We start from the raw sequence: 26375 nt of genomic DNA, 5'->3' as shown, positions 1-26375 counted from the left end.
CTAACCAATATCTGTCACGATCTTTGCCTGGACGAAGATGGATTATGTTCGGACACGGCGTCCATTGCGCAAACGGGTAGCCCCGGGGTGGGGGCCGGATCGATCTATCCCTTAGGTGCACTCCAGAAGTGGCAGCGGGCGGCATCCACCGGAATTTTCGGCGCAGATCGATCGACGGAATGGTACGTTGAGCGCGTGGTGCGCCGATCAAAGGCGGGTTGCGCTTCTGCGTCGATCTTTTGCCAAGGTGGTAACGTTTGATGACGAGTTGGATGTTCGCGTCTCGGTCGGTTGTTCAAACCCTTATGGGCTGCGCCGCGCTCATGCTGGCTGTCGTTCCAAGCCAGGCCGGGAGCCAGCCAAGCCAGGCCGGCAGCCAGCGTGAATTCTCGGACGGTTTCGACGCGAAAACGTTTGTCGACCTCCTCCAGCGTGACCGCTCGCGCTGGACGCATTTTCAAAGCACCTTCCCTCAAAACAAGGCCGATGTGGTGTTCGATCAGCACCAGTCGGGCGATAGCGCGGTCAAGTTTTTCGCTATCGCGTCAACCTCGGTCGTGTCGAAAGCTGATATTGAAAAGGAAGGCTTCGATATGCGGGCCGGCCAGGAGGTTCAGGTGTCGGCCTGGTTCTTCATTCCGCCGGACGTCGACCTCACAAACCTTTTCCTCATCGACATCGAATGCAAGACATGCTGGCCGGTGAACTCCGTCTTTCCCGACAAGAGCCCCGGTATCCGCCTGAAGCTGCGCGACCGCGATGGAACGCCGGTCGTCGAGCGGCGCAAGATCGGTCTGCCGGACATGCGCAACGCCTTGCGGACGGACGGAGCGCTCCCGCGCGGGCGCTGGTTCAAGCTCGCGTGGAATCTGACCCTGCAAGCGGACGACACTGGCACCGCGGAGATTCAGATCGACGATCAGCCCGTCTTCCGCAGCGAGGGCGCCACATTTCCAAACCCGAACGCTTTCAAGAAATGGGGCATCGAACTTCGCGACACCCTGTATGACCGTTTCCAGGTCGGCATTACGGCCAACAGCTCGTCAAACCCGATCGAGCTCTTTGTCGATACGGTTTCGTTCAAAGCCGGGTCGTGCTCTCCAGAAGAGAATTCGAGCTGTCCTCGCCCCGAATGATCGCGCCGGCCGGATCCAGCGCCGACAGATAGGCAAGCGCATAAGTCTGCGCCATCGCCGTTGCAGAGAAATCCGACGAAGCCCTTTGCCGTGCGGCGGACGCGAGGCTCTCGGCGGCGTCTTGGTCCGCCGCAAGACGAGCGATGCTGTCCGCCAGCGCGGCCGGATCGTCGAAGGGGACGAGGCAGCCGTCGATCCGGTCTCGCACCACGTCGCAATGGCCCGGAACGTCCGTGACGATGACCGGGACGCCCCAGCTCATTGCCTCGAGGACCGCGACCGGAAGACCCTCATAGGAAGATGTGGACACGAAGAAGTCGGCCTGCCGCAGCAGCCGGCCGACATCGTCGATGGGGCCGACGAGATCCACGGCAGCCTGCAGATCAAGGCGGCTGGCACGCTCCGCAAGTGAATCGCGAAGCGGTCCGTCGCCCGCGATGGTGAGCTGCGCGCCGGGCAATTGGCGCCGCAGGCGGCTCAGCGCTTCGATGATCGTGTCCTGTCGTTTGACGTCGGCAAGTCGCCCGAGGGCGACAAGGTGCGGCCAACCCGGACCGCCCCAGCGCGCGCGCCGTTCCCTGCGAGCGGCCTGCGCCGCAGCGGAGTCAGGGATGGCGACGCCGTTGGCGATGCAGCCGATCCGGTTCGGCGGCAGTCCGAGTTCTTCTTTTAGGCGAGCCGCGACAGTCGCGGTGACGCCGACATTCAGCGCCGCCCGTCCGGTCGCCCATCGCAGCAGCCAGCGCCGCGCCAGGTGTTTCGGCCGAGCTTCTTTCGGCAGCAGACGGTTGCTGTGATGGGTCACGATGAACGGTGTGCCGGTTCCCAAAAGCGCGATCGCTGCCAGAATGGCGCTGTCCGACATATGCGTGTGAACGAGATCGACGTCCCCCTTTCGGATGAGCCGGCGCAGGTGGAACGCCGATCGTATCCGCGCCGCGAAACCGGGCCGGACCGGCTCCGTCACCTCGATTCCGGCATTTTTTAGATTGATGGCGTAAGGACCGCCGCCCCGCCAGGAAAAAACCGTCACCCTCGCGACTTCGCGATCGAGCGAAGTGACGAGATTGACGGCCATGGTTTGCGCGCCTTCGCGCTTCAGATTGTGGATCAGCTGCAGCACGTGCGCAGTCATTCGTCCCCTCTGTTCTTTTACCGCCGTGGAGCCTTTGTGCTACTCCGAAATATACAGTCCCGGCGCATTCGCTGCCGTTGCGGACAGGATTAAAACACCATACGCTTCACTTATTGAAAAGCAACAATTCCCGATGAAAGCCAAGCTTGATGTAATTTCAAGTATTTGGCTGCGCGTGCGGAATAGTAGTTGCCAGACATAAATGCTTTGGCTCTTCGTCAAAGGGTGAAACTATGCGTTCCTCCGGGTTGTCTCTCGAAGAAGAAGAGAAAAAATGGCTGGCCGCTTTGACAAAAAGCGCAGCAGCCCCCCGGAGAGTCAATCGCCGCGCAGGCATCATCCTGAAATCGGCTGCGGGCCTGACCGACAACGCCATCGCCACCGAATTCCAGGTTTCCCTTCAGACGGTTGGAAAATGGCGTCGGCGATATCGTGAGGCCGGCCTTTCCGGTCTTGAAGATGGCGCGCGATCCGGTAAGCCGCGCCGCATTCAGCGGGAGGAAGTGGCGGCACTCATCAGCAGGACCATCGCTGCGGCTCCGCCAGAGGGAGGACGGTGGACCGTGCGCAAAATTGCCAGGGTCATCGGGCTTCCCCCTGCGACGACCGGTCGGATCTGGCGCGATATGCAAGCGCTGCCGGAATCGGCCGCCTCGGTTGAGGCCGCGCCGTTCTCCGCGACGCTGAACGTCGCGCACGACAATCGCACGCATCTTCGCTCCCAGCGAGACGAAAGACCGCCGCTGCATTTCGCCTAGTCGTCCTGATCCGAAGATTAAGGAAGCTGTTGTGAAGAGTCCGGGTAAAGCTGAGCGTTCATCTTGTTTCAACTCCGGATCGGTTTCCGTTCCGGGGCCCAACAGAACCGTGAAAGCGGCTCCGCCGAGCCGGCTCGCGCAGGCTGTCAAAAGCGCCTTCGTCAATCTCGGCGTCGTCGCGTGTGCAAGAGCCCTGCCGAGTTCTCAATGCACCGCCACGATCCTGCGATACCACTCCGTCAGCGCGTCCGGAGACTACCGCTCGCCGACGATTGCGATCAGTCCAGAGCTGTTCGAGACGCAGATGAGCTTTCTGGCGCGCAATTACGTGGTGTTTACGCTCGACGAATTGCTCAAGCGTCTGGAAGAGCGCGATCTGCCTCGCAACAGCGTCGCCATCACGTTCGATGACGGCTACCTGGACAACGCCAAGGTGGCGTTCCCGATCCTGGCGCGCTACGGGCTGCCGGCAACCTTTTTCGTCACATCGGACCCGGTGCTTGGGAAAGGCGCTTTCTGGGTCGGCTGGCTGTACCGTGCTGTCGCGACCGCCTCGGATGCGACGCTGCGCAGGGCTTGCGTCGCGATGACCGGATCGACCGATCCGCAAGCGACGCGCGACGATGTCTTCGCGACGCTCGCCACCCTCATCGACAATTCCGATGGCGATCTGCGCGACAATCGCCTCTGGGAACTCGAGACGCTCTTTCCAGCGATGCCGCCGCTCGATAGCCCTTGCGACTTCATGATGTCGGTGGCGGATCTGCGCGATCTGCGGGCGGGCGGAATGACGATCGGCGCGCATACCGCCACCCATCGCGTGCTTGCCGGAATGGAGGCGGGCGGCGTCTATCAAGAACTCGTCCGCTCCAAATCCGAACTGGAATCCGTCCTCGACGCACCGGTGGATCATCTCGCCTATCCCAATGGCCACGTGGAAGAAAATGTCGATCCGGTCGCGTGCAATCTTGCCGAGCAGGCGGGCTTCCGGTCGGCCGGCACATCGCGACGGGGAACCGTCTCGGCGGGCGCGCCTTTGTTTAATCTTCCGCGCCAGGGCGTGAACGCCGCGCTCGGTTTCGGCGGGTTCGTCTTCAAGCTCGAAGAAGCTCGCTTCTCGCTTCTCCTGCGTTCGTGAGGACAAGCTGATGCGTGTTCTTGCGATCACCAACATGTATCCGAGCCGCGCCCGCCCGGGCTGGGGCTCGTTCATCCGCTCGCAGGTCGATTCCCTGCGCAAGGCGGGTATCGAGGTCGACGTTCTGGTGATCGAAGGTTATCGCAGCCGCTGGGAATACCTGCGGGCGATTCGACGCATGCGCCAGAAGCTGCGGGAGACGCGATACGATGTGATCCACGCCCATTACGGATTGAGCGGCCTCGTCGCGCGCTGTCAGTTTTCGATTCCGATCGTGGTGTCGTTCTGTGGCGATGATCTATACGGCCATGCGGGTGCCGATGGACGCCGTCGCCTCACCAGCGCGCCGCTGGCCTGGGTGCAGCGACAATTGTCGCGGCTCGTTGATGCATCGATCGTGAAATCGAGGGCGATGAACGAGTTGCTGCCGCGCAAGGATGCGGTCGTGATTCCCAACGGCGTCGACATGAAGAGTTTTTATCCGACCTCACGTCACGAGGCGCGGAAGGCGCTCGGCCTCGACCCGGAGCGTCTGTACATCCTGTTTCCCTACGCGCCGGATCGGCCGCGAAAGAATTTCGACGCGCTCCGCAAGGCGGTGTCACAGGTGTCGCAGCGCATTCCGCGACAGCCGATCGAAATCGTCGCTGTTTCGGGACAACCGCAAAAACGCCTGCCGCTCTATATGAATGCCTGCGACCTGATGGTTCTGCCGTCGTTCTGGGAAGGATCGCCGAATTCAGTCAAGGAAGCGCTCGCCTGTAACCTGAAAATCGTCGCGACGGATGTGGGCGATGTCCGCGAACGGCTCGATGGCGTTGCGGGTACGGCGATCTGCACGCCAGCGGCGGATTCGATTGCGGAGGGCATCATGGCCGTCCTCAGCGACAATCGGCTTGTTCGCGGCCGTGAGGCGGTCGCGCCGCTGGATATCGAAAAGGTCGCCGGGCGCGTGATCGACGTTTATGTGAAAGTCCTGAGCGAAAAACCTCGCCGCCGCCGGACGCTCATCATCGTCGAGAACCTCCCTGTTCCGTTCGATCGGCGCGTCTGGCAGGAGGCGAAGGCGCTCCGCGACGCCGGCTGGCAGGTGCGCATCATCTGCCCGAAGCGGGGACGCTACGCGGCCTCACGCGAGACGATCGAAGGAATCGAGATCTACCGTCATCCGCTCCCCGAGGCGCGCGGAGCGCGGGGCTATTTCGTCGAGTACGGGGTCGCGCTCTTCTGGCAGTCCTTCCTCGCGCTCCGTATTTACCTGACGCATGGCTTCGACGTGATCCATGCCTGCAATCCGCCCGATCTCATTTTTCTCGTCGCGGCGCCTTTCCGGTGGTTCGGGGTTCGCTTCATCTTCGATCACCACGACCTGTGCCCGGAACTCGCCGCATCGAAGTTCGGCACCGGCGCCAAGGCAGACGTCATCCGGCGAATTCTCTTGGGTCTGGAGCGCGCGACTTTCAGCCAGGCGGACGCGTCGATCGCCACGAACGAATCCTACCGCGCCATCGCCATCCGGCGCGGCGGCATGGCGCCCGAGCGCGTTCACGTCGTTCGCAGCGCGCCGGATCTGACGCATTGGCAGCCGGTTCCGGCCGATCCGACCTTGCGCGAGGGCGGAGAGTTCCTCGTCGGGTATGTGGGCGTGATGGGCTATCAGGAGGGTCTGGCGAACCTCCTCGCCAGCGTCCAGCATATCGTGCACGAGAAGGGGCGGACCGACATCCGCTTCGTCCTCATCGGGGATGGGCCCGAGCTCTCCAGCCTCAAGGCGGATGCGAAGGCGCGGCGGATCGAACCGTGGGTCGATTTTACCGGCCGCGTGCCCGACGACGACCTGATCCGCATCCTGTCCTCCTGCGACATCTGCGTGAATTCGGACCTCGCGACACCCTTCAACAACCTGTCGTCGATGAACAAGATCGTCGAGTACATGGCGCTCGGCAAACCTATCGTTCAAGCCGATCTTCACGAGGGAAACCTCACTGCCATGAGTGCCTCGCTGTGCGCCGCGCCCGATGATCCGATCGATTTCGCCGAGAAGATCCTCGAACTTCTCGGCGATCCGGCCCGGCGCGCGCGGATGGGCGAAGACGGCCGCGCGCGCGTCGTTGAAGTTCTCGCATGGGATCGTCAGGTCCCGCGTCTGCTTGCCTGCTACGAGCAGGTTATTGGGCTTAAGGCTCAGCCCATCGCTGCGGAACCAAGCTTTCACACATCGCGGTATCAGGATCTGGGCGTCACCAAGATAGTCGGGGATGATCATGGCTAGTGTCGTTATCTTTGGACTGGGCTATGTGGGGGTAACCGCCGCAGCATGCCTCCTGCGTCAAGGACACTCGGTGGTCGGCATCGATGTCTCGCAGGAGAAGGTCGATCTTGTTGGCGCGGGGCACTCACCTGTCCGGGAACCCGGCGTGTCGGAACTCCTCGCGCAAGGTCTGGCCGATGGTCGCCTGCGCACCGACACCACGGCGGCTTCCTATGTGGCCACCGCCGACATCGCCCTCATCGCGGTGGGCACGCCGAGCAAACGTGGCGGTGGGCTCAACACGGATTTTGTCCACGACGTGGCGCGACAGATCGGGCTCGCGATGCGGCTGCGCGCGAAACAAGCGCCGCCATTGCAATGCGTGTTCCGCAGCACGCTGCCGCCCGGCACCATGGACAACATCGTCGTTCCCACCTTGACGGCAGCGGCAGGCGAGGGGCCGGGATCGCGCTATGAGGTCTGCTTCAATCCGGAATTCCTTCGGGAAGGGACAGCCATCGACGACTATTTCGCGCCGCCGGTCATCGTTTTCGGCGAGCGCACTAAAGGCGTGACGGGAGGATGCGGCGGGCTCTACGAAGGTGTCGATGCGCCCCGGATGGAAGTGAGCTTCTCGGAAGCCGAATTTATCAAGTTCGTGAACAACAGCTTCCACGCCATCAAGGTCGTCTTCGCCAACGAGGTTGGCCGCCTCTGCCTCGGATTGAATGTCGACCCGCAGACGGTCATGAGCACGGTGGTGGCGGACAAGAAGCTGAACCTTTCGCCGTATTACCTGCGCCCCGGCGGCGCGTTCGGCGGCTCCTGCCTGCCGAAAGACATGCGGGCGCTGCTTTCCCTCGCGCGGCTCAGCGGTTCGCGGGTGCCGGTTCTGGAATCGATCATTCCCAGCAATGAGACGCATAAGGAATACATCGTCCGCGCCATCATTGCGGCCGCGCGTCCGGGCGCGCACATCCTGCAGATCGGCCTGACCTTCAAACCCTCCACCGACGACTTGCGTGAAAGCCCTCTGGTCGATCAGGCGCAGACGCTCATCGAGGAAGGTTACCGCCTGTCGATCTACGAACCGGAATTGGCGGGCGCGTCGCTGATGGGCGCCAACCTGTCCTTCGTGCAAAGCAAGCTCGCCGATCTGGCGGACCTGCTGGTGACGGACCTCGAGGGATTAGACCCCGTCGATCTGATTGTCCTCGGCAAACCGCTGACCGCCGCGCTGCCGGACAATCTGCATGACGTCCCCAAGATCGACACGGTCCGTCTGCGTCCGAGCCACTGGCCGGTGACCGTGCGGCCCAATCTCGTTCCTTTCGCGGAGCGGCAATCATGATCATAAGGCACGCCAACTGGTGCAGGGCGTCGCTTATCTTGCTGACGCTCGGGTGCATCAATCCCGGGTTTGCAGCGGAGACGAACCGTTACGAGCTTCATGTGGGCGACGAGGTGCGAGTCACCGTCTACAAGGAGCCCGACATGTCCGGCACCTTCAAGATCGGCACCACCGGAACGGTTTCCATCCCGGGGATCGGTGAACTTAAAGGCGAGGGGCTGACTTCGGGCGAGCTTCGCGATGCGGCCGTGCAAGCTCTCGTGGCGCGTCACTACGCCAATCCCAGCGTGACCGTGGATGTGTCGCAATTCGCGCCGGTCTTCGTCATGGGCGATGTCCGCAATCCTGGCCGTCATGCCTACGCGCCCGGCTTGACCGTTCTGCAGTTGGTTGCTGTCGCGGGCGGCTACCCGCTTCCGCCCGGTCTTGCGGACAGTTCCTACCTCACGCGCGATCAGGACCGAAACCGCGAAGAACTCGCCTCGGCGCGGGAGCGCTATGCATCGCAGGCGGTGCGGCGCGCGCGTCTTCAAGCCGAACGGGATGGGCTGGACACCTTCGCCGTTCCCGCCGGTCTCGAAGGGATGGTGGGCAAGGAGCGTCTCGATCAGATCAAGGCGTCCGAATCGCATCTGATGCGGACGAAACTCGACGAGATCGTACAACGGACGTCGCTGCTGCAAAATCAATCCGCTGAGATCGAAAAGGGACGGCTGGCGCTGGAGGAACAGATTGCCGCGACACGGCGTCTAAAGACGATCGTCGATGCCGAACTGCGCAATGTGAGGGATTTGAAAGAGCGGGGATTGACGGCGAATACACGCGTGCTCGAACTCGAACGCATTTCCGCCGACACCGAGATGCGGCTGAACAACGGCCTCGCGATGGTGTCCCAGGCCAATCAGGGCCGCGTCAGCATTGAACTGCAAATCGCGCAGGCCGCTGAAAGCGCCAAGATCAAACTCGCCGAGCAGATGATCGAGACGGAAACGGAGCTCGCGATCTCCGGGCGGCGGATCGCCTCGGCCGTGGAGTTCCTGAACGCCAGCGGCGCTGCTCTCCCGAACGATCTCTCGGTGCAGACCGAGATCCTGCGCCGCTTCAGCATTGTCCGGAGCGGCAGTGAAACCGCCACTCTGGTGTCCGAAAGCACGCCGGTGCGGCCAGGGGACGTCCTGACCATCACGCGCGGCGGGGCGGCGCCGCTCATCGGAATGTCCGGGTCGACCGCCGGGTCGACCTCGGACCTGAAGACGCCTCAACCCCGGCAACCAATAGCCAATTAGGAGGCAAGATGCCGCGCGTGCCAACCATTCCGCAATCGCTGCGCCGGGCCTGTCGCGATGTTCTGTCAACCGCGTCGCACGCCAACGGCAGCGGAGTCATCGGACTGATCTCGTCCTCGCCCGCGGAGGGCGTGTCGACGATCGCCGTTGGTCTGGCCCGCATCCTTGCCGAGACCTCGCACGTGCTCCTGGTCGATGCGAGCGGCGGCCATCCGGTTTCGCAGCTGATGGAAATCGACGATATGCCGCTCGGTGCCGAGGAACTCGCTCATCCTCACCTTCTCAATCTCAACGATTGGATCATCCCTTGCCCCGGTTTGCATTTCGACCTCTTGACGCTGGAGGTCGGGCAACTTTCGGCGGTCACCTGGGAGCGACGCTGGGCTGCGCTCAAGCCGATGCTGATGAAGCGTTACCAAATCGTGGTGATCGATCTCGGATCGCTGCAAACGCAGTTCTCGCCGTTCTGGAGCGCCTGCCTCGATCACACCTATCTGGTCGTGGACATGTCGCGCACCAATGTCGACGCGCTCTATCGCGCGCGCCGTGAACTTGATTTCCTGCGCATGCCCGTTACGGGTGCGATCCTGAACCGACGCACCTTCTCCGTCCCCGCCTTTCTGGGAGGGGAGCAGTCATGAACAATCATTGGGCGATGCTCGGGCAGACCACGTCGCAACCCGTGGAAGCGCCGCCGCCGAGCGTCTGGACGTTCCTGTTCAGCCGAAAGAAACTGATCGGGTGGGGGTTTGCGACTCTCTTCCTCCTGACGACGGCGCTGCTTTATCTGCTGCCGCAATCCTATGTGGCTGAAGCGAATCTTCTCGTCGAACGCAACCGTTCTCCCATCATGCGGGCGGATTATTCGCCCGGCCTCGAAATGGCCGAGGTGATGAATACGGCGCGCGGGATCGCCAGCTCGCGCACGGTGCTGGCGGCCGTGGTGGACCACTTGAAGCTGACCGAGCGGCCCAGGCATACGTCGTTCTTCGGCCGCCTGCGCGAGAATGTGAACAAGGGCTTGGTCGCCGTGGGCCTTCTGCCGGAAGTCGGCCCGAGAGACGAGTGGATTCAGGCGCTGACGCTCTGGGTTACGATCAAGCCGATCGTCAACTCGAATATTCTCACCATCTCGATGTCGCTCGACGATCCGCGGCTCGCAGCCGAGATCGTGAATGAGATCTCGTCGCAATACATCAAGGCTCACCTCGCAATTTACTCCACGAGAGGCTTGGCAGACTTCTACCGGGAACGCATGACGACGGCCGAAGCGGAATACAAGTCCGCCCGTCAGGAGGTGCTCGATTTCAAGGCCAAGGCGTCGTTGTTCGCTATTTCGGCCTCCCGCGAGGAATACACCCGCGAATTGGGCACCCTCAGGACCCAACTCCTGACGACGAGCAACGATCTGAACCGGTTGCTGCAGCGATACGACGAACGGCACTCGGAAGTGACTGTCATCAAGGACGTGATGGCAAACGTCCAGACGCGGGTCGATGAGACGGAAACGAAACTGAAGAAGCTCGAACAGAACGAAGCGGCGCTCGCCGACATGGAAATGCTTCTTGAGACGAAGCGTAAAACATACCTCGATTATGTGAACAAGTACGGCGAAGCCTCCGTGAACGAGCAGGCCGATTCCGACGTGGTCAATGTGCGACTCGTGGAGAAAGCGAGCGTGCCGCCGCAACCTTGGATGCCGCGCCTGTTCCTGATCTTCGGCGCCGGAATCGCAAGCCTCTTCCTCGCGGTCGCGGTCGCGTTCCTGCGCGGCTATTTCGATGGGCGGCCCAACAGCCCGGATCAGGTCGAGCGTGCGTTGGGCATCCCCGTTGTGGGCTGGCTTGAACTTCTTCCAAAAAACAGCGTGCGCGCTTTGCGCACCGTCCGGCGAACCTGAGGAGTCGAGAATGGATTCGATACGCAAGAAGGTCGCGGTCGTCATGCCCGTCCGGAACGAGGAAGCCGCGGTCGGGCCGACGATGGACGCGATCTTCGCATCCACCAGACTCCCCGATGAAATCATCATCGCGGATGGCATGTCCACGGATGGCACCATCGCGGCGATCCAGCGCTACGGCGACCGCGGCGTCCCCATCCGCGTCGTGAACAATCCGACCATCTGGGCGGGCGGAGGGCGCAATGCCGCCATTCGCGTGACCGACAGCGACATCATCGTGTTGAGCGATTTCGGCAATACCGTCGAGCCCGGTTATATCGAAGAAATGGTCCGCCCCTTTGAGGAAGACGACACCATCGACATCGTCGGCGGCCTGTTCCGAATGCGCGCCACAACCCATTTCGAGCATTGCGTCGCATCCATTCACTACTTTGAGGATTACACGCTGGACCGCTATAGCCGGGACGAAATTCGTCAGCTGATCCCGCCGGTGGTCTTTCCGGGCGGTCTCTGCACTGCGTTCACACGCCGGATCTGGCTCGCGGCCGGCGAACAGCCGGAATGGCTCGCCAAGGGCCAGGACAAGATGTTCAGCCGCAAGGTCCACGCGATCGGCGGCAAAGGATTGGTGGCGATCGACGCGCGGATCTGGCACCACGTCCGCAGCACGCCGCGCGATCTGTTCCGCCAACTTTACTTGTACGGCCGCGGCAACGGCCAGATGCGATTCCTGTCGAAGCACGCCGTGCTTCTTATGTGGATCTACGGGGTGCTGGCGCTTCTCCTGGCGCTGGGCTGGTTCTCGCCCATCTTTCCCGCGCTCGCAGCCGTTCTTTTCGGCGCCTATGCCTGGCGCGCGGGCATTCGGAAGGTGATCAAGGTCGATGGCTCCCTGAAGAAGCTCCGGTATATCCCGGTCGCCATGGAGGTTCTGCTGGTGCGCGACATCGGCTCGCTCTTGGGGCATCTCGTCGGCTGGGCAGAGTGGATCTTCGTCCCTCGTTATCAGGCCCATTATCGGCGCTACATGGGCGGGTTGCCCGAAGACCGCATCCCCCTGATCGCGCCGCAGCTGTCCGGGCAGAGCATCTTCGGCCGCCTTCGCCGAGTTTTTGGGGTGGCATGATGCGCGCGCCGGGGCATGACAATCCGATCACGGTCCGCGCCATTACGAGCCGCGCCGATTTCGACCAATGCGCTCCGGAATGGGACCAGGTCGTCTCGCAGACCCTGAGCGCCGGAGTCCATGCCCGACACGCCTGGATCAAATGCTGGCTGGATACGATCGGCCGAGATCACGATATCGATTTCCGTCTTCTGTCAGATGCGGAGGGGCCGCTCGGGTGCGCGGCCTGGATTCACGACAGCATGCGCATGGGTGCCGTCTCGGTTCCGTTCCTCGGGCTCGCGGGGCGGCCCATGTCCAAGCGCACGCAGGTGGTTCTCGCGCGGCGCGAGGCGGAGGCCGCGTCGGTCATGCTGGAGGATCTGCGCAAACTCCGCTGGCTGTGGCTCGATCCCGGCCGGCTTCCCGACGAGCACCCGCTCCTGGCAGCTTTCGCTGAGACGTCGGTTGTGGCGAAGGCCGAGGAACGCTCCGAATTTCGCCTGCCGTTAATCGCCGCGACCGGCGGATGGGACGAGTATCTGGCGACCCGCAAAAAGAGCTTTCGAAAGCAGCGGAAGCGGGGGCATATCGGCAGTCCGCTCACCGTGCGGACCTACCCCGAGGATTTCAATTCCGTCGACAGCCTGTTGACCGCCATCGATTTCGTGGCGCGTCGGAGCTGGGCTTTCGGTGAGCAAACCTCCGTCGTGTCGGTCGAGGATGAATGGAGCTTCTGGCAAAGCGTCATACGAGATGCCGATGCGCGCGGTCTGCTCCATGCGTCCTGCGTCTTCGACGGTGAAAATCCAGCGGCCTTCATCTTCGGGATGCTCGATCACGGCGTGTTGTATGCGCTCAAGACCGCGTTCGTCGCCTCGGAAGCAAATCTCGGTCCGGGTCGGCTCGCGATCTCTTCATTTGTGCAAAGCGCGATGGCGCACCAGGCGATCGATATGATCGATCTCGACTGCGTCACCTCGCGCGGGGATTACAAGCTCAGTTGGGCGACCGAGGTGCAGACGGTCCGGAGCTACTATGCATTCCGGCAGGGGTTTTGCCCGGGTCTGCTGAAGACGGCTTACCGGCTCAAGAAGAAACTCGTTCGCCGGAGCCCCGCCACTCCCTCGCCCCTTGCGGAGGCGGCATGACGTTTCAGGCCACCTGGCACCGCGGGGCCGAACCGCTCGTAGCGCTTGAATCAAGCTATCGTCGGCTCGTCTCGGCCGCGCCGCACATGACCGTGTTCAACGAGTGGCCCTGGATCCACGCCGCGGCGCTGCACGGAGTATCCGAGGGGCGGGAGGTCAGGACGCTGACGGTGGGCGAAGGCAACCGGCTCGTCGCCTGCCTGCCCATGACATTTGGCCGCGAGCGTGTGGCCGGCTTGCGCGTGCGGACCTTAAGGCCGCTTGGCTACCCGCTCAGCGATCGGATCGGCATTCCGGTCGCGGCGGATTCGAGCGGCGCGCTGGCCCATGTGATCGAGGCGTTGACGGACCCGAAGGTGTCCGGCGCGGATGTCGCCATTCTCAGCGAGTTGCCGGAGACCGCAGGCTATCGCGCGCTGTTTGATAAAGCGGCGAAACACGCACCGCATATGAAGCTCTGTGCCCGCGCGCCGATCCTCGACGTATCCGATCGCGACCGGATGAAAGCTGGCCTTTCCAAGAGCCTGAAATCACGCATTGCCCGCTCGCGCAAAAAAATCAAGACGAGTGGCGCCGTGCGGTTCGAACGCGTCGTGCCACGGCCGGAGCAGGTGCCCAACCTGCTGCCCGATATCGCGGCGATCGAGGCCAAGAGTTGGAAGGGCGTCGCCGGGGTCGGCATCTTCTCGACCCCGCGCCGTTTCGCATTTTTCGAGGCCGTGGCTCTGGCGCTGGCGGCCGAAGGCAGGCTGGAAATCCTGCTCCTTTTCTTGAACGACGAACTCGTCAGCTACCGGTTCGGCTTCCGGTCCGGCGCGACCTTCCTCGACTACAATTTCGCGCACCCGCTCGATTGCGACGCGCTCAGCGTCGGCCGCCTTCTTCTGGCGGATGCGATCGAATCCGCGTCCAGCGCCGGGATCCAAGTGTTCGACGCCTCGCGCGGCAGCCTCACGAAGCCCAACATCCTGCATGACTGGACGGACAACGCCATCGAACATGATGAAGCCTGGTTTTTTGCCAGAAGCGTGTGGGGAGACCTTCTTCGTCTGGCGGTGGTCAAGGCCCGGCCGATGGCCAAGCGTCTGATGCGACGCGTGGAGATGGCGTAATGGCCACGAGCGAACTGAAAAACGTCGTGCGCCACGGCCGCCTCTACGGCCTCGCCAACCTGGTGGGCCGGTTCTCCGGCCTGGTGCTTCTCCCTGTCTACACCCATGTGCTCGACCCCGAGCAATTCGGTCTCTACACGAGCGCGGTTCTCGTCACCGATCTCCTCTCGGTGGTGCTTGGCATGGGGCTTGGCCGGGCGCTCGTTCGCCTGCATGTGGAACAAGGCGAAGAGACCGGAAAGGACGCCGTGCTCGGCACGGCGCTTGCAACATTTGCCGCGATGGCGGTCGTCATCGCGCTTCTTGCCTATCCGATCGCTCACGTATCGTCGCGCCTGCTGCTCGGCAGCGCCGATACGGCATGGCTCTTCACCTGGGCAATCTGGGGACTCATTCCCTCGACGCTGTTCAACCTGCAGCTCAATTACATCATCGTGACGAAGCAATCGTCGTTCTATCTGGCGATCTCGGTTGCGAAGGCGACGTTGTTCATCGTGTTCAACCTTTGGCTCGTCGTCTGGCTCGGCTACGGCGTATTCGGCATCGTGATCTCGACATTCATCGCAAGCACGATCGTCGTCGGGACAATCCTCGGTCGGATGTTTGCCACAACGTCCATGAGTATCTCGAAGCCGGTCCTGATCGAATTGCTGAAATTTGGCGGCCCCTTGATCCCCACGATCCTGCTCGATACGGTCATGACATCCCTCGATCGCTATGTCATCGGACCGACGCAGGGCGCTGCGGCTCTCGGGCAATACGGTCTCGGCCTGAAACTCGCGAGCCTTCTCAACATGCTCGTGACATCGCCCTTCCTTCAGATCTGGGGCGTTCGTCAGCTCGAGGCGCTTCAGGAAGGGCAGGAGAGCCGAGAACTGCCGAACGTGTTCTTCCAGTTCACGCTCGTGCTCATGACCATCTGCGTCGGGATCGGCCTGTTCAGCACCGAAATCATCCGGCTCATCGCGGACGACGCCTTTCTGCCGGCCGCCACCGTGCTGCCATGGCTCGCGGCAATTCAGGTCGTCGCGGCGGTGCGCAGCTACGCCGAGGTGGGGCTTCACTTCGCCAAGCGGACCGCGCCGCTCATGTCCATTGCGCTGGTAAGCCTGATTGTGGCGGCCCCAACCTACTGGTTCGCGGTGCAGGCGGCCGGGATTATCGGTGTCGCCGCCGCATGTCTCGCCGTCATGCTCTTCAGGACCGGGCTGACCGTGCATTGGGCGAACCGGCATTCGCCGCTGATCCGCGCGCTTCCGTGGAGCAGCCTCGCTTTTGCCGTTGCGCTCGCCCTCGTCGCTCTTGCGACCGGGTGGATGTGGGGCGCGCGCGGTTCGATGCTTCAGGACGCGCTGGTCAAGTTCGCGACGTTCTCGGTCTTCGCTGCAGGGATCGGCGTGATGCTTTTCCGGAACGACCAGGCGGCGAGCGCCGAATTGCTGAAACCCCTGATCCGGCGGCTTCGCATTCCGCGACGCCTGCAAAGACAAACCTGAGGAGGACGATTTGGAGCGACTCGCGAACCGCCCTGTTGCGTCGATGCCGTGGCCGAGTTTGAGCGCCCTGTTCGCCCGGAGCACCCGATCGCTGCCCTATCCGTTCGAAGCGCCTCAAACCACTTTGTGGACCTCGGCCCGCATCGCATTGTGGGAGGCGATCCAGGTCTTGGATCTGCGGCCCGGTCAGCGCGTTGCCCTGCCGGCGTTCTGCTGCGGTTCCGAACTCGAGCCGTTCCTCAAGGCAGGCCTCGAACTCTCGTTCTTCGCCGTAGGCGACGATCTCTCGCCGGAGCCGAATTCTTTCAGGGAGGCGATCGAGAACGCATCGGCCGCCATGGCGACCCATTATTTCGGATTGCCGGCCGATCTTTCCGCCGCCCGCGACATGGCCTGGCAGCGCAAGATTCCGCTGATCGAGGATTGCGCCCACGCTCTCTACGCGACGGAGGGCGCGACTCAGATCGGATTGTCGGGCGACGCCGCGATCTTCAGCTTCTGGAAAACCGTTCCGCTGCCCGATGGCGGAGCGCTGCACCTGCGCGCCGGTGCAGTGCGGGCGAGGCCGAAATCGCCGCCGCCAGAACTCATTCGACATGCAACACGCCATCTGCTGTCGCGCAGCATGCGCAGTCATTCAGTGGGTGCGGTGCGGGCGCTGGAGGATATGCGTCAACGGCTCCGTCGCAAGAAAACGAGCACCGCCAGCGGAACGGCCGAGCCGGAAAACTGGCATCTGATCAAATTTCCCGACGAACTCATCCGGGCCGGGATGGCGAGCAGTTCGCAACGCATTTTCCGTGGCACCGATCACGCCTTCGTTCGGGAAAGCCGCCGCCGCCATTTCCGCGAGCTTGAAGCCGCCTTTGCGGGCATACGGGGATTCACCCCCATGTCGTCGTTGGGGGAGGGGGCCTGCCCGCTGTATTTCCCCGTCCTGGTCGATGACGCAGCAGGTTTGCGAAAGGCGCTCGCCGCGGAGGCTGTCGGCGTCAAGCACATTTGGCCCTACTTCCATTCATCCGTGCCGTGGAGCCGTTTCCCGCGCGAACGTCACTGGAAGGAAAAGGCCATCGGTTTTCCGGTCCATCAATCGCTCAGCGACGGCGACGTGGCGCGGTTGATCGACGTGGTCAAACGGTGGAGCCGATCATGAATGCGCCGGTGAGCGTGAAGCGGATCGGAAGCGTCGACGAACTCGACGCCCTCGGACCGGTCTGGAACGAATTGCAGGATCATTGCGATTACCAGCACGTGCTCATGGACCATCGCTGGGTCTCCACATGGTGGCGCCATTTCGGGCGCGGAAAAGCGCAGCACACGCTGCTGCTGTCGTCAGGCCGCAATCCGGTCGGCATCGTGCCGCTGGCGATCACCCGCAGCTTCGAGGCATTTCCCTTCCGCGATCCCTACGTGATGGGGCCGGACGATTATCAATTTCTGCCCGGTCTGCGGCGGCGGCGTATCGTGCCGCTGCGACGGCTGACCTTTCCGCTGAACCTCGTCTCCGGCAACATCCGCGGTCAGGCGATCTTTCCGCACGCGGAACCGGCGTCCTACGCGGCCTTCGCCCATTACGCGGCCGGTATCGCCGGCGACTGGGATGTGGCCACTCTGCCGGGAATGAGACCCTGGGATCAGGAACAAGCCGTGCTGGCGAATGCGGCGCGGGGCGCGGGACTTCTGCCGGGCCGGCGGCAGGCCAAGCGGCCGATGCTATACATCGATCTTCCCGCGTCGCTTCAAGAGTTCCTGCGGTCGCGCTCCAGTCACTTCCGCCAGCGCATGCAACAGGAAGGCAACAAGCTCGAGCGCACCTTTGCCGCCCTCGGGCCGATGAAGGTCACCTGCTATCGCGGCGCGGAGATCGACGAGGGCCTTCGCCGGTTGTTCGCGTTGGAGAAGCAGAGCTGGAAGGTGGCGGACAGCAAGCAGCGGCGCCTTCATCTCTCGCTCGATGACCATGCACGCGGGTTCTTTCGAGAGGCAGCCGGCCGTTTCGCTGCCGACGACAACGCACAGGTGCTCATTCTCAGCTTCGGCGAGACGAATGCCGCAGGTTGGTTCACGCTCGAGCGGAAGGGCGTGGCATCGAGCGTGCTCACCTATCGCAACGAGCAACTGACCGAACCCGTCAGCATCGTGCCGATCTGGCAGGAGCTGATCAAGGGAGGGATCGACCGGGGCCTGCGCCGGCTCGACATCAACGGATACACGCGGAACTACCTGAAATGGGCGAAGGATCAGCACGATTATTCGTCCATGACACTCTTCAACACAGCGCCCTATTCGCGTCTGCTTCAACTCGTCGACAATGGGGCGCTGGCATTCGCTCGTCGTTTTGTTCCGCGCTCGCAGGACATCCGTTCCGAGCCAGCGAGGCCATCCACATGACATTCTCCGACGCCGCCTCGCTCGCCATGGCCTCATCGCCCGCCCTCGCCGATTCCGCTGCGTCGTCAATCACAGTGGGACGTTTCGATTCCCTCGCATCCCTCGACGCGGCCGCTTCAAGTTGGGATGCGGTGCAGGATCGCTGCGCGCATCGCCATGTTCTTCTCGACCACCGCTGGGTTCGCGCCTGGTGGAAAAACTACGGGGCGGGCAAGGAACTGCATGGACTGGTGATCGAAAAGGCGGGGCGCCCGATCGGAATCATGCCGGCGCTGCGGTCGCGCGGCTGGGAAGCCTGGCCCAGCCGCGATGGCCTGGTTCAGTTGGCGGAGGATCAGGAAAAGCTTGGCATCCCGCACTGGCGACGGCTCGTTCCGATCCGCCGGGTGACATTCCCGCTCAACATCCCGAGCCACAACGCGCGCAGCCACGCGCTGATCGCCGACGATCCCGCGACGGTTTGCGGCGCGGTTCTCGATTACTGGAAGGCGCGCGCGCGAGACTGGGACGTGTTGGTGCTTGAAGGCCTCCCGGCCAAGTCGGGCCAGCGTGAGCATTTCAGTGCGGCAGCGAGCGCTCGCGGCATGCGCACGCTGCCCTATGGCCGGGCGCGGGACATGTACACGGCCGATCTGACGGGTGGAATGGATGCCTATTGCGCCCGTCGCGGCGCGCATTTCCGCAAGCGCTTCAAGGGACAGATCCGGGCGTGCGAGAAGGCCGGGGCCCTCGAACTCCGCCAGTATCGGAAGGACGAGATCGTTCGCGGGCTGGACATCATGTTCGAAATCGAGCAGGCGACGTGGAAGGCGCGGCCGGGCGAGAAGACGGCTGTCGACATGTCGCTCGATTCAACGCTCAAGCAGTTCTTTACCGATGTCGGCCGCGCCTTCGCGGAGAAGGACGAGGCGGTCGTTCACGTCATGAGCCTCGATGGACGGCCGGTCGGCGCCCTTTTCGGGTTGTCGCGAGGGACGACCATCCTGTCACTGGTCGTCTACCTGCGCGACGACATGCGGGAGGTCATCAACAACGCTCCGCTTTGGGATTCCCTGCTTCGGGACGCCATGGCCCGAGGCATGACGGAGCTCGACACCCATGGGGTTTCGTCTCATGCGCGCAAGTGGGCGACGAATGCGGATAGCTACCAAAGACTCTACGTCTTTAGCCCTCATTTGCGCGGGCAGGCCCTATGGGCGAGCAAATCTCTGGCTACAATGCTCGCGCGGCGCCTGGCGGGCGGACGTGATGTAACAGGGAGTAACACCGATGGGCGCGATTGACGCAATCATTCGTCTGGACGGGGGAAGCCCCTCCGCGGCGACCTTGCTGCGGATGGCTGCCGCCGCCCCGCACCGCGGCCGGAACCCAGCCACCTACATCTCGGGCCACCTCGCCATGGCGCACCAGGCCAACGCGGCCGCCATCGACGATCCACAACCCTATGTGGTCGATAATGGTCGCCTCGTCATCGTTCTGAGCGGGCGGCTCTACGATCACCAGGACGTGGCGCGCAAGCTGAGGGACCTCCGCCATCCGGTGCCGGACGAGACCCATTGCGCGGTCATCGCCGCCGCCTACGACGCGTGGGGCGTTCAGTGCGTGCGGGAACTCGATGGCGATTTCGCGTTCGTCCTCTACGACACGGTCAACCGCCGGCTTCTGGGAGCGCGGGACACGTTCGGCGTCAAGCCGCTCTGCTATGCACACTGGAACGGGGCGATCTGGATTGCGTCGGAGCCGCGCCAGATCCTCGCTGCGGGCGTCCCCGCGACGCCCTGCGACGAGTCGATCGCCTCCTATATCGCCCTGGAGCGCTCGCTTCTCGACCCGAGCTTGTCGTTCCACGAATCCATCCGTCGGCTAAGGCCGGGTCACGTTCTGATTCAGGAAGGGTCGGGCCCGTTGCGGGAGGAGCCGTATTGGCAAATCGATCCCCACCGCGTCAACGACGAGACCACCGAGGCCGATATGGCGGCGCGCGTGCGCGAGTTGCTGATCGACTCGGTCCGCCGGCGCACGCCTCCCGCCGGTCCATACGGGTGCGAGCTCAGCGGCGGCTTCGACTCGTCCACGGTTGCGGCATTGTTGCGGCGCGACCTCAGCGGCCGCGGGATCAATGATCCGCTTGAAACCTTCTCGTTCGAGCTTCGCGATGCATCGGCCGACGAGCCCGAACTGATCGACGCGGTCGCCAAGAGCGTGGGCGCGCGCCACAAGCATATCTACGTAGACCAGGATAACGTCTTCAAGCTGCTCCCTCACATGATCGAGGCCGGCGGCCAGCCGCAATTCGACATGGGCCTGCTCTATTTGTGGCGCTGCAAGGAAGAGACGGCGCGCCATGGGGTCCACGTGACGATGAGCGGGCTCGGCGGCGACGAATTGTTCTTCGGACGTTATCATTTTCTCGCCGATCTCTTGAAGACAGGCCGTTTCGTGACGCTTGCGCGGGAGATGGCGAGCCTTTTCCCCAACGATCTCAGCACCGGCAAGCCGACCTCCATCAAGAAGCTCGCGGCGGCCTATATCGCGTCGCCGATGATGCCGCGCGGCGTGCGCGCGTGGATGCGGAACCGCCAGGGCAGGGGGGCCTTTCCGAACTGGATCAACCCCGATCTCGCACGCCGCACGAATCTGGCGGATCGCATCGCGCAAGGACCCAAACGCGTCTTCTCCGATTATTACCGGCAGGATTGCCTGGAGGTTTTCGAGTCGATTCTCGTGAACGTCACCGTTCCCATCCACGAGGCTTTGGGCGCCACCTTCAACGTCGACACACGGTTTCCGCTTCTCGATCGCCGCCTCGTCGAATACATGTTCGCGACGCCGCGCGAGCACAAGATCCGCCGCGGCCAGACCCGCATGCTGCAGCGCCGCGCCATGGACGGAATTCTTCCGGCGGTGGTCACGCAGGAGCATCTCAAGAAGAACCTCAATCCGGTGCTGTGGCGGCAGCAGAACAAGCACTTCGCCGAGACCCTGCAAAGCTTTTTCGAACAGAAGACCTTCAGAGTCGCCGAATACATCGATATCGACTGGATGCGGGGTGCCTATTCCAATTTCCTGAGCAGCAACGGCGGCGCCCAGCAATCGGCCTACGTGCTCTGGTACGCACTCAACCTGGAAGGCTGGTTGCAAACGACCGAAAGCCAAACGGAGGCCCACCATGACGGCGTCCCTGCAGCCTAACGCGGATCTCGGCAGCATCCGAAGCACGATCGAGAAGCAACTCTTCTATGGCCGGGGCAGCGTGCTCGACGAGTACAGCCGCGCGTGGGATCTGAGGACGGGCGAGGCCCACGTCTTCAACCGGTTTCTCTCCGGTGGCGGCCGCCTGCTCGATGTGGGTTGTGGAACCGGCCGCACAAGCTTCCTGCTCGCCGATCGCTTCGCCCGGATCGACGCGTTCGATATCGTGCCTGAGATGATCGAGGTTGCGCAGAAGCGAAACCTCGAACTGGAAATGAACATCCGTTTCTTCGTCGGCGATGCGATGCAGATGCCGGTCACGACCTCATCGTACGACGCGGTCCTCTTCGCCTATAACGGCATCGAAGGCATTCTCGATGCCGATGGACAGCGGAAGGTTCTCGCCGAGGTGTCGCGGGTGCTGCGGCCCGGCGGGGTTTTCGTGTTCACCACGAAATCCTGCTTCAACATGACCTACGCGCGCCGGTTCTATCTGCCGCGCCTGCTCGCGCGCATGGGCGTCGGAAAACATGACGGTGGATCGCCGCTGGAGGTGACCGTGGCGCAAGGCGGCAACAGGATGCGGTGGCACACGACGAACCCGATCGCCATGAAAAGGCAGTTGCGGCGCGCCGGCTTCGATCTGCTTTATTTCAATTCGGAAGTCGCGCTTGGGCGGGGACAAACGCGTCCGCGTCTGGCGAGCAACTTTCATCGTTGGGACCATTTTTACGCATGTCGCAAGCCAGGCTGACGTCGGGAGGCCACTTCACCACTCCGCCTCCGCCGCGTTCCACCGGCCTTGGAGGACGTTTGGCGGAGCTGGGTTTCTGGGCCGTGATCGGCCTCGCGCTGGCGTATTTCATCGGGTCGGCAGACTGGGTGTCGGCAGCGTTGGTGATCGGGCTTGGGGCTGTCGGCGTGTTCCTGGTCACCAGCCCGAAAGTCATCGCCATTCTGTGGATGGTCGGACAGCCCACGTTCTTCGTCTTTCCAAACAACGTCGCGTCGGGCGTGCCGTTCTTCACCCTTGAACGCGGTCTCTTCCTGATCCTTCTGGGATTGATGCTCGTGCGGACGCTCACGCGTTCGGGAATTCGCCGGCCCCTGAACGGATTGGAATGGTCGATCCTGGCGTTCGTGGGTGTGCTTGTCTGTTCGTTCCTGACCACGCTGCCCTTGAAGGATCTGAAGATCGTTCGCAGCGACATCGCGCTGCTGTTCCAATGCTACCTGATGCCATGGCTGTCGATCCTGATCGCGCGCCGGATGGATTGGACCGAACTCGACGTCCTGCGGTTCCTGCGGCTTCTCACCGTCACGGGCATCGCGCTCGTCGCCATCGGTGTCCTGCAGTTCTTTTTTCATGTGCAGTGGTTCACGCCGCGCTCCTTCGAGGTCATTCATGAGGGACGTACGACCGGCACCTTCGGCAACGCCGTCGAATATGGCTCGACTCTCTCGGGGCTCGCCATTCTGACCCTGGCGCAGTTCACGATGGCGCGGGATCCACTCTTGCGAGCGGTGCTCCTGGCTTGCTGCGGCGCGATGGTGGGAGGGGTGATCATCTGCCTGACCCGCTCGCCGCTCGTAGGCCTGGCGGCCGGCTTGCTGGTGATCTATCTCGGCGACCCGCGGATCCGCTCGTTCCTCGCCGGCGGTGCGGTTGTCGGGCTAATCGGCGCCATCCTGATCATCCCGCTGGTTCTCGACACCGACGCGCTCACGGCACGCTTCGAGGAGATGGAGCCCATCTATAACCGCGTCGCCCTGTTCGCGACGGCGGGCCAGATGATCGGCGCATACCCCCTGTTCGGGGTCGGTTTCGGTCGCTATGGATTCAGCGATTACAAGACGGCATATCTGACCGGCATTGGTGAGATCGGCGCCGAATGGGCCGCCAGCATCGGCATCCCGCATCTCGAGTACATCCACATCGCCGTGCTGACGGGGCTTGTGGGACTTGGCTGCTATATTCTGGCCACGCGCGCCTGCATTCGCACGCTTCGGGCGATTTCCGCCAACAAGCAGACCTCGCCTTTCACGCGCACGGTCGCGATCTATGTGCTGGCGCTGTTGGTAAGCCTGATCGTCAACGGTCTCTTCGTCGACTTCATGGCCTACAATTATTTCGCTTCCCTGGTCTATTTCATGGTCGGCGTGACGTCGGTGATGCGGCCTGATCTTCCCGCTTCCAGGCGGTCGGGTGAAACTCTCCCGATAGGCTGAACTTTGCCTCAGTCGTCGCTGTTTCGCGGCAGCGCAACCGCTTCGCCTTGCGCCGGCAGGAGCGGCTGGCTGTCCTGTTTGATGGCGTCGAAGAGTATTTCCCGGCGGCTCGCCACCGAGGCAGCTGTCTCGGTTTTCCATTGCGGGATGTAGATTCCGACCTTGAAGAAAGGGCCGAGTAGATCGTTGTAGGTGTTGGGGCCGTCGCGTTGCACGATGGGCATCCCGTCTTTCCACACCTCGATCAGGCCCTCATCGCCGTAGGACCACCGCACGCGAAAAACCCAATCGGTCCACACGCCCCGCTTGAGTGGCCCCGTCCATAAGTTGGCGCCATCGCGCGGCGCCGCCTTCCTGAAAGGGACGCCACTGAGAAGGCGGTCGTCCCAGTGGCTCGCGATTGCCCACGTCTCGCCGTTCAGGATCAGCCGCAGCGGCGGCGCGCGGCCGCCTTCGCCAAAAATGCGGTCGTCCACCGCGTGCCATTGCGCGACCGTCACCAATTCGGGCGTTGTCTGCCACTCATCCGGGACGAAGAGGCTGAAGGCGTACCAGCGTTCCTGTCCGAGATCGACCGCCTTCAGGCGTAATTCGGCGCGCTTGCTGCCGGCAACGCGCGCATCATCCCCGCGAAGTGAGAATTTCAGCGCCTTCGCCCCTTCGCGCGCGCCCTGCGAGACGATCGTTGCCGAGTGATCGCAGCACAACTCAACCTCGCCGTCCTCCCATTTGGACAGATCGCCGCTTTCAAAACCATCGGCGAAAGCCATGCCGGACCCAAAATCCAGATTGCTGACGTAGTAGGCGGCGCTGTAGGCAAGGTGCCCGAGAAGCCCAAGGGCGAGGCCGCCGGTGAGCAGGACGGCGGCCACACGCCATCGGGGCCGGCCTCGCAAGAGGCCGCCCGATTTCTCCTTCATGTTTGTCGGCATCATCTGCACGCAACAAGTCTCTCAGTTGTTTTTCAGGGAGCGGGGTCTGCCGATCTGACCTGCGGCTTTGGCAACGTCGCCAACGACTGCGCGGACGGGGCTGCGGAGAATTCTTTCGACGACGTCGACTGAAAGTTGCTGCGGTTTCATCCGGTCGCGAATAATCGCTGCGCTGAATGCGAAGATCAGCCCGGCAGCAATGCCGATCACCAACTGGAAAAGGCGGCTCGCATTCGGAACGGCCGGCATGGCCGCATATTCGGCGACGCGGAGATTGAGCGTTCGGGTATCGGATTGCTCGAGCATCAAGGCGCGGTCTACGCGCTCGCGCGTTCCATCCAGCGTTTCCCTGGATGCCCGGATAAGAAGGTTCATTTCCTCCGAGCGCGCTGCCGTTTGTTCCAGCGTCCGAATTTCCGTTTCAAGAGCTGAAAAGGCCGCCCGCAGGGTCTTTCCGGTTTGCTCGGAGGCCATGGTGTCGGGATGGGCAGGTCCGAGATTCGATCGCAATGCCAGCGTTTGCGTTTCGATCGTCCAGATCAACTCGCGCACCACCCGGAGGCGGGACAGGGCCTCGGCGAAGCCGACCGCGTTTGCCGATGCGGGCGCTTCGTGAGCCGCAAGGATCTGGCGCAGGCTCGTAAGCTCCAGTTGCGCGCGATCCATCAGGTCGCGACGCAATCTCAAGCCTTGCGATGCACGAAGCATTTTGACGTACTGGCTGCGATGAGCGTCGACGACCGCGTTGACCACTGCGGTTGCGACGGCCGGATCCTCGTGAGTGAAAGAAATGCGGACGTAGTCATCATCCGCGTCGACCACGATCATCTTCCCCCAGCGCCGGATGAAACGCTCGCGGAGAGGCATCGCGGCAAGAATGCCGAGCCTGTCGAAGGATACCTCGAGGAAGCGGCGTAATTTTGATTGGCGCCGGGCCGGTTCGTGCGGTCGCAATTCCTCGACAACCGCTTCAATCACCGGTCGCGACCGCAGCATGTCGCGCAGATCGTTGGATTGTTCGATCGCCGTAAGCGGCCGCTCCTTCTCGTTGCGCAGGATAGGGTTGCGCGTCCGCTCCACGACGATGGCGGCCTGAGCGGTATAAACCGGGGCCGCCAGATAGGTCATGAACAACGACATCGCCGCCACGGCCAGCGCGGTCGTCACGATGAAGGTCCGCTGCCGGCGCAGGAACCAGGCGAAGCATTGAAACGTCGCCCGGACCTGGTCACGGCTGAAGGCGCACGGATCACCACCGGTCGAATGGACCGTAGGACCTTCCGTGCGCCTGCTGAGCGTCATGATGCGCTCCACGGCATGATCGAAACACGCAGGAACTCGCGCTCTCTCAATCCGCCACCCTGACCCTCTCGTTATTCGGGAGGGAAGTGTATCAAAGGACCATTGGCCGGAACATCAATGTTCTTTTGAGACAGGGCAGCTGCCGTGGTGCGTCCGAGGTACGATCAGATCATGAGGTCGTATGCGGCCGTCATGGTGCCAACCTTCTCGACAGTGACCGTCACCGTGGCGGTGGAGCTGTGGCCAGTCGAGTCCGTAAGCGTGTAATCGAACGTGTCGGTGCCGACGAAACCCGTCTTCGGCGTATACGTGATCGATTCCGCATTGGCGGCTTTCGACAATATGCCGTTCTTGGGGTTCACGACCGTGGCCTTCGTCCAGTTCACCGGATCGTCGTTCCCCATCAGGTTGATGACGGTGGCCTTGCCAGCGGTCGTCTTGGCCACGTCGTCATGCGCCTCGCCCGCGCTCGGCGTCGGAGTCGGCGTAGGGGTCGGGGTCGGGGTC

General features: G+C 62.7%; 22 protein-coding genes. 18 read left to right on the top strand and 4 right to left on the bottom strand.

Annotated elements, in window-relative coordinates:
• The first annotated feature begins 272 nt into the window (after positions 1-272).
• A complete protein-coding gene (locus tag FEZ63_RS19725) occupies positions 273-1136 on the top strand; it encodes a hypothetical protein (protein WP_150947696.1) in 864 nt (287 codons plus the stop codon).
• Here FEZ63_RS19725 and FEZ63_RS19720 read toward each other — a convergent pair.
• The gene (locus FEZ63_RS19720; RefSeq protein ID WP_150947694.1) at positions 1081-2271 is read right to left on the bottom strand and encodes a glycosyltransferase; all 1191 of its coding nucleotides are present in this window, start codon (positions 2269-2271) and stop codon (positions 1081-1083) included. The genes FEZ63_RS19725 and FEZ63_RS19720 overlap by 56 nt on opposite strands.
• Before the next feature lie 287 nt (positions 2272-2558).
• On the opposite strand from FEZ63_RS19720, the gene FEZ63_RS19715 reads away from it, so the two are divergent.
• The 17 genes from FEZ63_RS19715 to FEZ63_RS19635 all read left to right on the top strand — a co-directional run bounded on the left by FEZ63_RS19715 (position 2559) and on the right by FEZ63_RS19635 (position 23634).
• On the top strand, positions 2559-3029 hold the full coding sequence (locus tag FEZ63_RS19715) for a helix-turn-helix domain-containing protein (RefSeq protein WP_201274219.1): 471 nt from the start codon (positions 2559-2561) through the stop codon (positions 3027-3029).
• 109 nt (positions 3030-3138) lie between these two features.
• Positions 3139-4167, top strand: a complete 1029-nt coding sequence (locus FEZ63_RS19710; protein WP_150947691.1) for a polysaccharide deacetylase family protein — start codon at positions 3139-3141, stop codon at positions 4165-4167.
• A gap of 10 nt (positions 4168-4177) precedes the next feature.
• Positions 4178-6439 carry a glycosyltransferase gene (locus FEZ63_RS19705; protein ID WP_150947688.1) on the top strand — a complete coding sequence of 754 codons (2262 nt, stop codon included), beginning with the start codon at positions 4178-4180 and terminating at the stop codon, positions 6437-6439.
• A complete protein-coding gene (locus tag FEZ63_RS19700) occupies positions 6432-7769 on the top strand; it encodes a nucleotide sugar dehydrogenase (protein ID WP_162419794.1) in 1338 nt (445 codons plus the stop codon). The genes FEZ63_RS19705 and FEZ63_RS19700 overlap by 8 nt, the downstream gene beginning before the upstream one ends.
• The gene (locus FEZ63_RS19695) at positions 7766-9055 is read left to right on the top strand and encodes a polysaccharide biosynthesis/export family protein (protein ID WP_150947683.1); all 1290 of its coding nucleotides are present in this window, start codon (positions 7766-7768) and stop codon (positions 9053-9055) included. Before FEZ63_RS19700 ends, FEZ63_RS19695 begins: the two co-directional genes overlap by 4 nt.
• A gap of 8 nt (positions 9056-9063) precedes the next feature.
• A complete protein-coding gene (locus FEZ63_RS19690; protein WP_150947681.1) occupies positions 9064-9696 on the top strand; it encodes a P-loop NTPase family protein in 633 nt (210 codons plus the stop codon).
• A complete protein-coding gene (locus FEZ63_RS19685; RefSeq protein WP_150947679.1) occupies positions 9693-10955 on the top strand; it encodes a GumC family protein in 1263 nt (420 codons plus the stop codon). Before FEZ63_RS19690 ends, FEZ63_RS19685 begins: the two co-directional genes overlap by 4 nt.
• A 10-nt stretch (positions 10956-10965) precedes the next feature.
• Positions 10966-12081 (top strand): glycosyltransferase, encoded by a 1116-nt coding sequence (locus FEZ63_RS19680; protein ID WP_162419793.1) that lies wholly within the window; start codon positions 10966-10968, stop codon positions 12079-12081.
• Entirely contained in the window at positions 12078-13211 is a 1134-nt protein-coding gene (locus tag FEZ63_RS19675; protein WP_150947675.1) for a GNAT family N-acetyltransferase, read from the top strand. The genes FEZ63_RS19680 and FEZ63_RS19675 overlap by 4 nt, the downstream gene beginning before the upstream one ends.
• Complete coding sequence (locus FEZ63_RS19670) at positions 13208-14323, top strand: GNAT family N-acetyltransferase (protein WP_150947673.1); 1116 nt, start codon at positions 13208-13210, stop codon at positions 14321-14323. Before FEZ63_RS19675 ends, FEZ63_RS19670 begins: the two co-directional genes overlap by 4 nt.
• A complete protein-coding gene (locus tag FEZ63_RS19665; RefSeq protein ID WP_150947671.1) occupies positions 14323-15819 on the top strand; it encodes a lipopolysaccharide biosynthesis protein in 1497 nt (498 codons plus the stop codon). Before FEZ63_RS19670 ends, FEZ63_RS19665 begins: the two co-directional genes overlap by 1 nt.
• 10 nt (positions 15820-15829) lie before the next feature.
• A complete protein-coding gene (locus tag FEZ63_RS19660; protein ID WP_150947669.1) occupies positions 15830-16975 on the top strand; it encodes a DegT/DnrJ/EryC1/StrS family aminotransferase in 1146 nt (381 codons plus the stop codon).
• A complete protein-coding gene (locus tag FEZ63_RS19655; RefSeq protein WP_150947667.1) occupies positions 16972-18213 on the top strand; it encodes a GNAT family N-acetyltransferase in 1242 nt (413 codons plus the stop codon). The genes FEZ63_RS19660 and FEZ63_RS19655 overlap by 4 nt, the downstream gene beginning before the upstream one ends.
• Entirely contained in the window at positions 18210-19496 is a 1287-nt protein-coding gene (locus FEZ63_RS19650) for a GNAT family N-acetyltransferase (protein ID WP_162419792.1), read from the top strand. The genes FEZ63_RS19655 and FEZ63_RS19650 overlap by 4 nt, the downstream gene beginning before the upstream one ends.
• Positions 19483-21405 carry an asparagine synthetase B family protein gene (locus FEZ63_RS19645; protein ID WP_150947663.1) on the top strand — a complete coding sequence of 641 codons (1923 nt, stop codon included), beginning with the start codon at positions 19483-19485 and terminating at the stop codon, positions 21403-21405. The genes FEZ63_RS19650 and FEZ63_RS19645 overlap by 14 nt, the downstream gene beginning before the upstream one ends.
• A complete protein-coding gene (locus FEZ63_RS19640; RefSeq protein ID WP_150947661.1) occupies positions 21383-22159 on the top strand; it encodes a class I SAM-dependent methyltransferase in 777 nt (258 codons plus the stop codon). Before FEZ63_RS19645 ends, FEZ63_RS19640 begins: the two co-directional genes overlap by 23 nt.
• A 59-nt stretch (positions 22160-22218) precedes the next feature.
• On the top strand, positions 22219-23634 hold the full coding sequence (locus FEZ63_RS19635) for an O-antigen ligase family protein (protein WP_201274217.1): 1416 nt from the start codon (positions 22219-22221) through the stop codon (positions 23632-23634).
• Between the two features lie 8 nt (positions 23635-23642).
• On the opposite strand, the gene FEZ63_RS19630 is transcribed toward FEZ63_RS19635, so the two are convergent.
• The 3 genes from FEZ63_RS19630 to FEZ63_RS25005 all read right to left on the bottom strand — a co-directional run.
• Positions 23643-24569 (bottom strand): polysaccharide lyase family 20 protein, encoded by a 927-nt coding sequence (locus FEZ63_RS19630; RefSeq protein WP_150947656.1) that lies wholly within the window; start codon positions 24567-24569, stop codon positions 23643-23645.
• An 18-nt stretch (positions 24570-24587) separates the two neighbouring features.
• Positions 24588-25868, bottom strand: coding sequence for a Wzz/FepE/Etk N-terminal domain-containing protein (locus tag FEZ63_RS19625; protein ID WP_150947654.1), 1281 nt, complete (start codon positions 25866-25868; stop codon positions 24588-24590).
• 164 nt (positions 25869-26032) lie between these two features.
• A partial coding sequence (locus FEZ63_RS25005; protein WP_201274216.1) for an Ig-like domain-containing protein occupies positions 26033-26375 on the bottom strand: 343 nt, incomplete at its 5' end.

The sequence above is a fragment of the Microvirga brassicacearum genome, from assembly GCF_008757455.1.
Classification (GTDB): domain Bacteria; phylum Pseudomonadota; class Alphaproteobacteria; order Rhizobiales; family Beijerinckiaceae; genus Microvirga; species Microvirga brassicacearum.
Note: the sequence above shows the minus strand (reverse complement) of the source record. Positions and strands in the feature narration are given on the sequence as shown.